9 protein-coding genes are annotated in these 13,205 nt (G+C 62.0%); 2 read left to right on the top strand and 7 right to left on the bottom strand.

Annotated elements, in window-relative coordinates:
* Positions 1–10 precede the first annotated feature (10 nt).
* Both HY696_04800 and HY696_04795 read right to left on the bottom strand, forming a co-directional pair.
* Positions 11–661 carry a phosphopantothenoylcysteine decarboxylase gene (locus HY696_04800; protein ID MBI4237721.1) on the bottom strand — a complete coding sequence of 217 codons (651 nt, stop codon included), beginning with the start codon at positions 659–661 and terminating at the stop codon, positions 11–13.
* On the bottom strand, positions 654–2,258 hold the full coding sequence (locus HY696_04795; GenBank protein ID MBI4237720.1) for a glycosyltransferase family 4 protein: 1,605 nt from the start codon (positions 2,256–2,258) through the stop codon (positions 654–656). The genes HY696_04800 and HY696_04795 overlap by 8 nt, the downstream gene beginning before the upstream one ends.
* Here HY696_04795 and HY696_04790 point away from each other — a divergent pair, their 5' ends adjacent.
* The gene (locus tag HY696_04790) at positions 2,259–4,106 is read left to right on the top strand and encodes a transketolase (GenBank protein ID MBI4237719.1); all 1,848 of its coding nucleotides are present in this window, start codon (positions 2,259–2,261) and stop codon (positions 4,104–4,106) included.
* Between the two features lie 8 nt (positions 4,107–4,114).
* Here the strand turns inward: HY696_04790 and HY696_04785 are convergent, their stop codons facing one another.
* The gene (locus tag HY696_04785; protein MBI4237718.1) at positions 4,115–5,524 is read right to left on the bottom strand and encodes a trypsin-like peptidase domain-containing protein; all 1,410 of its coding nucleotides are present in this window, start codon (positions 5,522–5,524) and stop codon (positions 4,115–4,117) included.
* Positions 5,525–6,048: 524 nt separating this feature from the next.
* On the opposite strand from HY696_04785, the gene HY696_04780 reads away from it, so the two are divergent.
* A complete protein-coding gene (locus tag HY696_04780) occupies positions 6,049–7,050 on the top strand; it encodes a hypothetical protein (GenBank protein ID MBI4237717.1) in 1,002 nt (333 codons plus the stop codon).
* 9 nt (positions 7,051–7,059) lie between these two features.
* Here the strand turns inward: HY696_04780 and HY696_04775 are convergent, their stop codons facing one another.
* From HY696_04775 to HY696_04760, 4 genes are read right to left on the bottom strand one after another with little or no spacing between them, the layout of a single operon-like run.
* A complete protein-coding gene (locus HY696_04775) occupies positions 7,060–7,686 on the bottom strand; it encodes an SIS domain-containing protein (GenBank protein MBI4237716.1) in 627 nt (208 codons plus the stop codon).
* A 16-nt stretch (positions 7,687–7,702) separates the two neighbouring features.
* Positions 7,703–8,884, bottom strand: coding sequence for a hypothetical protein (locus tag HY696_04770; protein MBI4237715.1), 1,182 nt, complete (start codon positions 8,882–8,884; stop codon positions 7,703–7,705).
* 19 nt (positions 8,885–8,903) lie between these two features.
* Entirely contained in the window at positions 8,904–11,588 is a 2,685-nt protein-coding gene (locus HY696_04765) for a pyruvate, phosphate dikinase (GenBank protein MBI4237714.1), read from the bottom strand.
* 25 nt (positions 11,589–11,613) lie between these two features.
* Positions 11,614–12,912: a glycine--tRNA ligase gene (locus tag HY696_04760; GenBank protein ID MBI4237713.1), complete on the bottom strand. Its 1,299-nt coding sequence runs from the start codon at positions 12,910–12,912 to the stop codon at positions 11,614–11,616.
* Between the last annotated feature and the right edge of the window lie 293 nt (positions 12,913–13,205).

Raw genomic sequence — 13,205 nt, 5'->3', positions numbered from 1 at the left:
CGAATCGTCCTTATAGTGAACGACGTGATTGCACAACTGCTTGTATGATCAACCGCGCCAACGCGGCCTTTGTACACGGACCAACGCGTTGTTCCCGTCCGTCCCGCCACAACAACCACGCCTGTTGTTGCGCCGCGCCGATCGCCGCCACCGTATTCGCAACCAGCAGATCGCATCCCTTGGCCTGCAGCTTCCGCCGCGCCTGCGCAAGGAGCCGCGTCGATTCCAGCGCGAATCCGACAATCCATTGCCCCGGCCGACGACGACGACACAGTTCCGCCAAGATATCGGGATTCGCGACGCAGTCCACGGTGAGCCGCGCCGTCCGCCGTTTCAATTTCTGCCGCGCCATGCGCACCGGTCGATAATCGGCGACGGCCGCGGCCATGATGATCAGATCCGCCGTGCGTACATAATGGCGACACGCGGCGCGCATCGCCAACGCCGATTCGACCGCGACGACGGCCACGCCGCGCGGCGCCGCCAACGCGGTCGGTCCGCTGATCAGCGTCACAACGGCACCGCAGGAGCGCGCGGCGCGTGCGCACGCATAACCGAGAGCCCCCGACGAACGATTCGAGAGGAACCGGACCGGATCCAGCCGTTCCACCGTCGGGCCCGCCGTCACTACGCAACGCATGCCGTGCAAGGATTTATGCATGATGAGTGGGCACCGACAAATACGGTTCGAGTAACTGGAGCCACTGCTGCGCCACTACCGGCCACAGATACCGCGCTGCTGCAAAGGTCGCCGCGCGCTCGCTCCGCAGCCGCCAGGCATGCTCGTCGGAAAGCAACTGCCACGCGGCGGCCTCCAACTGTGCAGACAATTCCGCTTCGTCACTCGTATAGGGCACGACAACTCCGCCGGCGTCGCCGCCCAATGTTTCCGGGATCGCTCCGCGATCGCTCGTGACCACGGGACATCCGCAGGCCATCGCTTCCATGACGGCAATGCACGAAGTCTCCCACGGCGACGTATTCGGGTACAACATCAGCTGCGATTGTTGCAACTCCGCCGCGAAGGCCGCCTTGGTCAATCCCCCGGCCACCCGCACTCCAGGCATCTCCAGCAGCGGGGCGAAACTCGCACATTCCGGATCGGCGCGCAGATCCGTGGTCTCCGCGCGCGGCACATAGCCGCACACCACGAGCTCGAGCGACGGATCGCGCCGCCGCAACGCCGCGAAGCTCCGCAGACAGACCGCCAATCCACGGGACGGACGGCTGGCATATATCAGCTGTCGCCGTCGCGGCCCTGACCATGGAACGAAATGCGCTGGATCGATCCCATTCGGAATTAATACGACCCGATCCGCAAACCGGCTCACGCGCGCGCGCCATGCCGTCGCGTGATATTCACTTAAACAGACGATGTAATCGCAGGCGCTGCGTGCAGGATCGAAGCGTCCATAGAATGGCACCTCCGCGACATCGTGCACCCAAAGAATTTTTCGACACGCGGTCAGCGGCGGATCGAGATAGGCGTCGTAGCGCGAAGCAATCACGACTGACGGCGTCGCCACGCACATGCAGGCGGCAAAGTCGTGATTCGAACGGTATTGCACGCCATCATAAATCCCCGGCCGCGCGCACGGGCAATAAACTGTCACCCGTAAGCCAGCCCGCGCCATCGCGCGCGCCGCGCCAACCAACACGGACTCGCTCCCGCCGAGCGCGCGTATTTGCGGCGTCTCGCTGTCAAACGGAGGATCTCCAAACAACGGCCCAGTGACAAATGCCACATCTGCCGGTTGCCGATAGTGCGCCAGCTGTCCGGCCGCCGTCGCCACACGCATGAAAGCGGTCCCCGGCATCGACTCTTGCGAGCGAATCGCCATCGCCAGCGCAAAGCCTCGCGTCGCGGCGTCCAGATCGCCTTGTTGTTCGGCGATGCGCCCGCGCAGACACGCCGCCAGATACACGGCCCGCCCTGCCGCTTCATCGTTTGGATGTTGCACCACCGCCGCCACGGCACAGGTGTCAAGCCGCGTCACGGTTGCGGCGGCCTCATCCAAACGCTGCGTATCGAAATAGACCGCAGTCAACAATGTGAGCGCCTCCAAGTCAGCGGGCTGTTGAGCGAGTTGTAGTGCGAGTGTCGCGACGGCCTGCCCATACCGACGACCCGCCAATTGCACGCGGGCCTCATCCAGAAGGGATCCCATGCCGCGCGTGTAACACGCGATCTCCGCGCTGTCATCGGGGTTTTTGGACGCTTGCCAGCCGTCGCCGATTCCGCTAGGCGGAGCGGTCATATGACCACACCAACGACCGACCAACTCCGACAGATGGCGAACAAACTCCGCGCGCATGTCCTGCGCATGACCACAACGGCCGGCTCGGGACACCCGACCACGTGCCTCTCGGCGGCGGAAATTATGTCGATCCTCTTCTTCCAACATCTGCGCTTCGATCCGGCACGTCCGGAGGCGAACGATGTCGATCATTTCATCCTCTCGAAAGGGCACGCCGCGCCGATCCTCTGGGCAGCACTGTTCGAGGCCGGCGCGTTGTCGGACGATTTGCTCACCCTACGAAAATTAACCAGCCGCTTGGAAGGACACCCAACGCCAAATCATCCGTGGGTGCGCATCGCCACCGGATCGCTCGGCCAAGGCCTCTCCGCCGGCTGCGGCATGGCGATCGGCAAACAACGCGCCGATGAACCGGGCGAGGTCTTCGTGTTATTGGGCGATGGAGAATGCGCGGAAGGTGCGGTCTGGGAGGCCGCGCAATTCGCCGGGCATTATCGATTGGCCAATTTGTGCGCCATTGTCGACTTGAATCGGCTGGCGCAAAGCGGGCCCAGTTATTTCGGTCACGATGCAGAGGGCCTGGCGCGCCGCTTTGCAGCCTTCGGTTGGCACACTATCACCGTAGACGGACACGACATCACGGCGCTGCAACACGCATTGGCCGAAGCCCGTACGCGGGGCGACGTCCCGACGGCCATCATCGCACGGACATTCAAGGGACAAGGCCTGGCCGGCATTGCGGATCAAGACAACTGGCACGGCAAACCGCTCCCTGTCGACCGACTCGAGGCTGCCATCCAAGCACTCGGCCCGATCGACGGCCGCCTCATCGTCGCGCCGCAACGCCTCGGCGGACCGGCCACTCCAGCGCGCTGCATCGGCACGCTCGACACGCCGCGCTACGAACGCGGCCAACTGGTCGCCACGCGCGAGGCCTACGGTACCGCATTAGCAAAATTGGCGCAGGCCTATCCTCGACTCATCGCGCTCGACGCCGACACCAAAAATTCGACCTTTGCGGAAAAAATGCTGCAAACGGATGCGCGCCGCTTCGTGGAATGTTTCATCGCGGAACAAAACATGGTGGGCGCCGCGCTGGGACTCGCCGCCACCGGCTGGACCCCGTGCGTCTCTACGTTCGCGTGTTTTCTCAGTCGCGCCTACGACTTCCTGCGCATGGCCGTGATCAGCCGACCGGCCCATTTGATCCTCTGCGGCAGTCATGCCGGGGTCTCGATCGGTGAAGACGGACCGTCGCAAATGGCGATCGAAGATATCGCAATGATGCGCGCGCTCGTCGCCAGCACCGTGGTCTGTCCAGCCGACGCCGTCGCGACAGAACACTTGCTGGCCGGCTTGTTGGAACGACCGGGCGTCTGTTATCTGCGCACCGCGCGTCCGAAGACCCCGGTCCTGTATGCCCCGGACGAGGCCTTCCCGATCGGCGGGGCAAAGATATTGCGCCAAACCCCGAAAGATCGGTGCACGATCGTTGCCGTGGGTGTCACGGTCCACGAGGCGTTGAAAGCGGCCGACCAACTCGGCGCCGCAGGCATCGCGGTCCGCGTCATCGACGCCTATTCGATCAAACCGATCGACGCGCTCACGTTGCGCGCTGCGGCCGTGGCCACCGGCCGCGTCCTCTCAGTCGAAGACCACACCATTTGGGGAGGTTTGGGCGATGCCGTGGCCGAGGCCCTCTCGGATGGCGATCACGCCGGCTTGGTTCGTCTCAAGCGGCTGGGCGTCCACGCCATCCCACGATCCGGCACGCCGGCGGAACTAATGGCCGCCCACGGCATCGACGCCAATGCCATTGTCCAAGCGGTCCGCACGCTGATCGCGTAATTACACGCTCAAGCTGCCAGTAGCGTATCTACTCCTCGCCACCAGGCACGGCTGTTCGCGACGGGCACATCCGCCGCCACTTTCGGTTCTTCCGGTAGCGGCACGGCTTGCGGGAACAGCACGAGCTGCTTTTTCTCCCATCTGGTTTTTCCGCCGTCGACCGTCGGACGATACACCGTCGCGAAGACCGGCAACCACGGCGGCTGCGCCTGCACCCACGCGTCGATCTCCGCGCCGTCATAGCGCCCATTCATCCGGACGGAAAACCGTTCGCCGCCCATCGTGGTCAAATCGGTCACGACATCGCCCACTTTAAAGAGGTCCGCGCCGAGCACTTTGGCATCCACGCTTGTCACTTCCGCGCCATGATCTGCCGGAAATCCGCGCGACTCGCGGGCGTAGAGCGGAAACGGCGCCAATTCGACGCCGATCCGACTCCGCGTATACGCTCCGGTTTGGTAGATCCGCCGCAACGCCGCAAGTTGCGTATCGACCGGAATCGCGAAACTCATGTCGTCGCTGCCAACCAACGTGAAGGTATTCAGCCCGACCACTTCGCCGCGCATATTCACGAGGGGACCCCCACTGTTCCCCCCGTTGATCGCCGCGTCGAATTGAATGACGGGGAACGGCTTGATCCCGCCGACGATCTGGCGCGGTTGACTCACGACGCCGGTCGTCACCGAGAGACGCGGCAATCCCTTCGGATGGCCCGCCGTCGCGACCGCCTCGCCCTGCTCCAATGCCTGCGGATTGCCGAGCGTCGCCGTCGCCAGCGCGCGCGGCGACCGCACGACTAACAACGCCGCGTCGGTGACTTCGTCCATCACGCCACGCTGATTCGCCGCACTCGGGAGCGGACGTGCGACGAGTTCCGTCCCGTCGGAGAGCGTGACCGTCAGTGCCTTCGCGCCATTCGCCACATGGTGATTAGTCAGGATCAGATACGCATCCGGCGGGAGTTGTTGCGCTAACGCTGGATCAATTTGTTCCGGTCGCAAGACCACGCCCGATCCGGACCACCCCTGCAGTGCCTGCCCGGTAAATGCCCGCACAAAGACCGTGGCGGGGGCAATCTTCTGAATCGCCTCCCGCAGCGTCGGATCAGCGCCCAGCCCTTGCAGCCGCACGCCCGGCGCTCGCACATCGACTGGAATATCACGCATCCCCTCCGGTGTCGGACACGGCAGATTCACTGAACACTGATTCGGATCCCCCGCGCGCTGCCAAAGACTCGGCCGCGTGCCATCCCACGTCACGCGGTCCCGCGTTGCCGCGGCCGCAAATCGAGACGCCCCGAACGGTGCACGCCACTGCGGCTCCGGTCCGGAACGTAGTCGTCGTACTCCTTCAGGATTAACGCGTAGCGTCATCGACTGGGGGACTTTGGCGCGGGACAGGGCTCTGGGTCGGGGCATGGAACCTCCTTAGGGTGGTGGCTATGAAATTGGACTAAAAATCGGGTTTAAACGCGTAATACGAGTATCTACGGAATACGACAGATAAGCACAGCAACAAAACATGGCGACGCTTATAACGCAATGCGTGATTCATGACAAGCATTTTGACGCAATGAGCCAAACCCATGCCCGGACGCCCACTTCGGCCACCACCTCTGCGTCGGCACTTGAGCGCGCCGTGAAAAATTTCCGTGGCACGTGATGGGCAGCGCATAACTGAGGAACATTCTAATGACCACCCTCTATTGAAGATTGACATCACTCCCAGCTCGGGCAAATGCTGGGAGCAACATTTTCGCAGCGCAACCGATAATATCCTTGAGGAGTGACGGCAGCGAAACGACATGACGTGGCTACCGAGATTGACACGTAGACAGGGAACGCAGGACCGGCCAACCAGGTCGGCGTGGAACCCCAACAAACAGCAGACTGCCCCCCGATCCCCATCCCGACCCGACCAAACCACGCCACTAAGAGGCACGTTGAGCCCGGCGCAACGGCGTTTGTTCAACCAGGCACAGGGCTCGCCCTATCTGAGCGACCTGCCGCTCGGCGCACGAGTCGAGGTGGAGAGGCGCCAATGGTGGGGCGGCACGTCAAGCGTCGAGGGCTATTTGGTGCTCGTCGGTTGGGACGGGTGCACCGTCGCCACGCCAACCGGCACGACATTGCGCGACGCTGTCATCCACTATCGACAGATCGCGACTGTCACTGTGTTGGAAGAACCAGCCGCATCACGTAGCGACTGGGACCAATCGGCCAGCAACGCGCAGTCAGCGTGTGCTGCGAAGGCACGGCAACAGCGGTTGCAATACCTCGCGCAGTTTCAGGCGTGGAACGGATGGGCAGAAATCGCACCGGCGGTCAGTGCAGAGCTTGCAGTATTTCGTCAGTGGCGCGGACAGCCCGCACGCCGGCAGTATCTGCAGCAGGTCGGGGGAGAAATCCTGGCGCGAATCGGACCACGCCAGATCGGATGGCACTACAATCTGCATGGCGGGGGCGTTGTGCAATATATGGAGGCTGGCGGCATTCGTGCTACACGCGGTGACATCGCCGCCATCGACAGCATGCGAGTCCCGCCAGAGCAGGTGTACTTCTTTAGCTCGCCTCAATTGTCACTGGACCGCATTCTCGATGAACGCAATCCCGGCACACTCTTCGGCAATACGCGCATGGGCACGGTCCTGATCCCGTTTGACTTGCACGCGGACTGTCTCGAAGCAGCACGCCGCGCCGGTATCATCGCCGATGAAACGGAGATCTCGCTGACATTTGATGCCGACGCCGCAGCACGACAGCGCGCCAGTCTCGGCATCCCGGCCGAGGCCTTCCTAACGCCACCGCTCACCGTATTCGAACAGGTCGCGACACGCCTGGGTCTCCCGCGCCTCAGTCGCGATGAAGAAACCCTGGCGGTCATGCGATACATCGAGGCGGCATTCGCTTGGACACATAACCATCCGCCCAGTGCAAGACAATGATTGCGTCCGCTACACTGCCTCTTTCTCCTGCCGTAATCGAAGTGCCAAATAGCCAGTAATCATGTGTTCTACGGCCAAATGCACATCTTCGACGGGGCCGTATTCGCCGGGGGCAGTGCGGACGTGAAGGACGTGATCGCAGCACTGCGCCAACGTGCCGCCGGTAAAGCCAACGAAACCGATCGTGACCCCTTGCCGGGCCTTGGCCCACTGCACGGCGGCCACTACATTGGGACTCTCGCCGCTGGCGGAGATTGCAACCAACACATCTCCGGCCTGGAAGAGGCCGTCCATTTGCGCAGTAAAAATGTGGGCGTAACCGGAGTCGTTGGCGACTGCCGTTAGCCGGGCCGTGTGGTCGGTCAAGCTCAGGCTGCGGAACCCGGCAACGCCGGCCTTCTGACCAACGGCGGCCAGGTCTTGCGCGAAATGGGAGGCGGTCGCAGCGCTCCCGCCGTTGCCGGCAAAAAAGACCGTGCGTCCGTGCGAACGCGCCTGCAGTAAACATTCGGCCACGGCCGCGACGGCGGAACCATCGAGGGCTTGCAGGAGTTCACTCAGATAGCGGCTGTAACCGCGCGCAAACACGGATGCCGATCCCTCTGCGGCAAACAACTCGTCCAACCGATTGGCCATGGTGGCTCCGCGCCATTTATTGGTACGTCGCAATCACGGCATTCGTGGCAAGATCGATGATCGAGACGGTGTTGGCTTGGCGGTTACAGACCAGCAAATGGGTATCGGCGCCGCCGGCGACTTGTTGATACAGCGCCATCCCGAACGGGGATTCGCCGACGCTGATGTCGGCCACTTTGGTCCGCGCGGCGGTATCGAAGACGCTGACGGTGTTGGCCCCCATGTTGGTGACATACGCGCGCGCCAGACCGACACTGACGACGACTTGTTGCGGATCGGTGCCTACAGTCAATGCGGCCGCTTGGAGACTATTCGCACTGATGGTTTGCACTGTCGTGGTCGTATTGCTCGCGTCGACGGCGAGACCGCTGAGATTGAGGATACGCAGATAATTCTCCGTCGTGCCGTCGTTATCGAGCGTATCGACGACATAGACAAACGTCCCGTCGGTCGCGAGGCCGCGCGGGCTTTCGAGATCGCTAATGAAGTAATCGACCGGATTCACGCCGCTGGTCGTCAGTTCGCTAACGTTGAGCACGAACAGCCCGCCGCTGGCACGAGTAACCACAGCCTGCGTGTTGGCGGTGGTGAGCAGGATCTCGACAGCGTCCGCAATGGCGAGGTCGCTGCCGTCGGAGAGGGTTCGCAGCAAGTCGACTTGCGCGACGCGGGAGAGCGGCACCGCGCCGAGGTCGAAGACTTCGAGCGTCCCTTCGCGACTCGGGACCAACAGCCGATTCGTGGTCGGTTCGCGGATCGCGCCGAACGGATTGCCGTTGGCGTCGGCGCTGGCCACACTGAGGAACGTGGCGCCCCCTTCACTGATGTTCACTTCGACGACATGGTCCGCGGTGTCGGTATCGCCTTCGCTCAAGCGGTTGGGAATCACGACGCGATTATTGGTCGTGTCGAGGACGATTTGGCCGCCTAAGCTATCGATTGGCTGACTGGCGACACGCGTCGGGGTCGTGATCGTGCTGAGGTCGAGGATATGGAGCGAGCCACTGGTGTACAACCCCGTATCGTTGGCGTTGACGACATATGCGCGCTGCGCGGCCGCGTTCACCGTCACGGTCAGCGGATTGGAGAGTTCAGTGCTAATGGCCGTGAACAGCGACTGCCCGCCACAGGCGCTCACTAAGACAGACAGCGACAGCGCCATCGTCTGACCGAATATTTTGCATTTTGCATTTTGCATTTTGATATTTGCAATTTTCCTATCCGCCACTCTTCAACGCCGCTTGCGCCGCAGCCAATCGGGCGATCGGGACTCGATAGGGGGAACAGCTGACAGAGTCAAGCCCCAGCTCCTGACAGAGGGCGATGGAGGTCGGGTCTCCGCCGTGCTCGCCACAAATCCCGATCGGCATCTGCGGCTTGACCGAGCGGGCGCGTTCCACCGCAATCCGCATCAATTGGCCGACGCCGTGCGGATCGATGGAGACGAACGGATCAGACGCCAAGACATTCTGTTCTTGATAGGTTGGGAGAAAACGACCCGCGTCGTCACGTGAAATGCCGAACGTGGTCTGCGTAAGGTCGTTGGTGCCGAACGAAAAGAAATCGGCGTGTGGGGCCAACAGATCCGCCGTGAGACACGCGCGCGGCAATTCCAACATCGCGCCGACCAAGTAATCCACCGTGCCGCCCGTTTCTTGGCGGACGGCCGCAGCGACGTCGTCGACCACGGCGCGCAGCCGGCGCAATTCTTCCGCTTCGGCGACTAATGGAATTTCAATTTCCAGCCGACTCGTGACGCCACTGGCGCGGTCATAGGCGACGGCGGCTTCGAGCAACGCGCGGACTTGCATCGCATAGATTTCGGGGTAGGTGATCCCGAGCCGACAACCACGGTGCCCCAACATTGGATTGGCTTCGGCCAAGCGCTCGATCGTGGCCCGCAACTCGGCGCGGGTCACCTTGAGGTGACGCGCGAGCTCGGCGCATTCCTCGGGCGCAGTGGGAAGAAATTCATGCAGCGGTGGATCCAGCAGTCGGATGGTGATCGGACGTCCGGCCATCACGGCGAGCAATTCTTTGAAGTCGTCGCGTTGGAACGGGAGGAGCTTATTCAACGCGTGTTCCCGGGCCGCGCGATCCTTCGCCATGATCATCTCGCGGACGATCGGAATGCGCTCCGGCGCGAAGAACATATGTTCGGTGCGCGCCAGCCCGATCCCTTGCGCGCCGAATTTGATCGCCGTCTCCGCGTCTTTGCGCGTCTCCGCATTTGCGCGCACTTCGAGGCGGCGGAATTGATCGGCCATGCCCAACAACGCCGTGAGATGTTCGCCGACCGGCGGACGGGTCACCGGGAGTTGTCCCGCGTAGACTTCGCCGGTGCTTCCATCAAGCGAGACCCATTCGCCTTCTTTGAGTCGGGTGCCGTTCGGAAACACGACGCATTTGTGGTCTTCGTCAATCGAGACGCCGGTACACCCGGCGACGCACGCCTTCCCCATCCCGCGCGCCACGACGGCAGCGTGCGACGTGAGTCCACCACGCGCGGTCAGCAGGCCTTGCGCAACGTGCATCCCGTGGATGTCATCGGCGGACGTTTCCTGTCGCACGAGTATGACTGTCCGACCGCGCTGATGCCATTCGACAGCGTCGTCCGCCGTCAACACGATCTGCCCGACGGCGCCGCCCGGCGAAGCAGGCAATCCGGTCGCTAGCGCCGCACGGCCTTTCACGGCCTGCGGGTCGATCGTCGGGTGGAGCAGCCGCTCCAGGACCGGCGGCTCCACGCGGCGCACTGCTTCTTCTTGAGAAATCATGCGTTCAGCGACCATTTCCGTGGCGATCCGCAACGTAGCCATCGCCGAGCGTTTCCCGCTGCGCGCTTGCAGCAGCCAGAGGCGCCCGCTCTCGATCGTGAACTCGAGGTCCTGCATCTCGCGAAAGTGCCGCTCCAACGTGTCCGCCATCGTGACGAATTGTTGATAACACTCGGGTTGCCGCACTTCGAGCGTCTGCGCGGCCTGTTGATCCTTGGCCCCGTCGGAGCGACTGGCGTCGTTGATCGGCAACGGCGTGCGGATACCGGCGACGATATCTTCCCCTTGGGCGTTGGAGAGATATTCGCCGTACAAGACGCGCTCGCCGGTGACCGGGTTGCGCGTGAACGCAACGCCGGTCCCGGAAGTCTCGCCGAGATTGCCGTAGACCATCGCTTGGATATTGCACGCGGTGCCGGCATCGTCGGGGAGGCCATGAATACGCCGATATTCGCGGGCGCGGGGCGTGTTCCAGGATGAAAACACTGCGCTGATCGCGCCCCACAGTTGTTCCATCGGATCGGTCGGAAAATCGAGACCGGTATGGGCGCGGAATGCAGTCAAGTAGTCGCTGATGATCGCTTGCAGATCGCCGGCATTCAGATCCGTGTCGAGTTGCGACCCGCGCTTCGCCTTGGCGCGATCCAGGATTTTATTGAAACGATCCGCAGGCACATGGCAGACGACTTCGCCATACATTTGGATAAAGCGCCGATAACTGTCGTAGCCGAAGCGTGGATTGTCGGTCAGATGGATCAACCCCGCGACGGTCGAGCCGTTCAGACCGAGATTCAAGATCGTGTCCATCATCCCCGGCATACTGACTGCGGCGCCGGAACGCACGGAGACCAACAACGGGGCCGAGGCGTCGCCGAAGCGGCGGCCGACGATCTGTTCGACCTGCCGTAACGCCGCATCGATCTGTGCGGACAATTCGGGAGGATAACTCGATTCGTGCCCCAAGTAATAACGTCCGACGTCGGTCGTAATCGTAAATCCCGGTGGAACGGGAAGTCCTAACTGCGACATCGCGGCCAGGCCCAGCCCCTTCCCGCCCAACAACGCCTTCGTCTTGCCATGCCCTTCCGCCGAGCCGCCGCCGAACCCGTAGACGTATTTCGTCATAATCCCTCCAGTTTGAAGGGCCTCTTCACCACGAACTGGTAAAGCGCGGTATGAGATAGGTCATGAGTTGGTCGATCGCAATCCGGTCCTGCTGCATCGAATCGCGGTCGCGGACCGTGACGGCCAGGTCCTCTGCGGACTGGAAATCGTAGGTGACACAAAACGGCGTGCCGATTTCGTCTTGTCGCCGATAGCGCCGTCCGATGCTCCCGGCCGCGTCGTATGCGGTACGGAGGTGTTGGCGCAAGTCGCGCGTCAGCCGTTGCGCAGGTTCGGCGAGTTTCCCGGAGAGCGGCAATACGGCCACTTGGGTCGGGGCAATCCGCGGATGGAGGGCCAGCGTCACGCGCGCCTCACCGCGCACTTCCTCGCTCCGATACGCGTCGACTAACACGGCCAACAGCGTGCGGTCGACGCCGACCGACGTCTCGACGACGGCGGGCAGGTATTTTTCGTTGCGCGCTTGATCGAAGTAATCGAGCTCCTTGCCGGAGTGCGTGGCGTGTTGGCCCAAGTCGTATTGACCGCGATCCGCAATGCCTTCCAATTCCGACCAACCGAACGGCATCTCGAATTCCACGTCCGTGCAGCCGCTGGCGTAATGCGCCAGCTCGTCTTTATCATGCGGCCGCAGTCGCAGACTGGCCGCGCGAATCCCGATCCCTTCAAACCAGCGCCGGCGCTCCGCCACCCAAAATTCGAACCACTGGGCCGATTCGCTGGGGTGACAGAAAAATTCCATTTCCATTTGTTCGAATTCGCGGGAGCGGAAAATAAAATAGCGCGGCGTGATCTCATTGCGAAACGCCTTGCCGATCTGCGCGATCCCGAACGGGACTTGCATTCGACATGTGCTCTGGACGTTCTTAAATTGCGTAAAGATCGATTGGCACGTCTCCGGACGCAGATACGCAAGCGAGGCGTCGTCTTGCGTAGCGCCGACATGCGTAGAAAACATCAAGTTAAATTGGCGGGCTTCGGTCAATTCGCCTTGGCATTCGGGACACCGCGCCGCGCCGGCCAGTTCGTCGGTGCGAAAGCGGCGCTTGCATTTCTTACAATCGACCATCGGATCGGCGAAACTCTTCACATGGCCCGACGCGACCCAGGTCTGCGGATGCGCGACGATCGTCGTGTCGAGCCCGACGACCTCCTCGCGCTGCGACACCATAAAGTCCCACCACGTGTCTTTAATCCGGCGCCGCAGCTCGCACCCCATGGGCCCATAGTCCCAAAAGCCGTTGATCCCGCCGTACAACTCACTGTTCTGATAAATAATTCCGCGCCGTTTACACAGCGAGGTCAGCGTTTCGAGGTCGATCATAGTGCGGCTGGGGCTAACACGGGGAGCATCAGCGAGCAACTGATTCGACTAATGCCGGAGATTACCGTAGTGCCGGCGTCGGCTCATGCATGACTAGGGAAAGCTGCGCTTCGTCACGATCGCATAAACAGTCACTACTTTTCTTCACTACAAGAGACCTTTGCATAAGCCACATCAGAGATAAGTTTTTCTCATCGAACACAACATTTTCAGCAGAAAAAGATCACGACACCGTTTTACGAGAGCGCTGTTGGTTGCAGACTCCGTTTTTCTCCTGTCCTTCGTCTCCTCTG

This window comes from Deltaproteobacteria bacterium, assembly GCA_016210045.1.
Classification (GTDB): Bacteria; UBA10199; UBA10199.
Note: the sequence above shows the minus strand (reverse complement) of the source record. Positions and strands in the feature narration are given on the sequence as shown.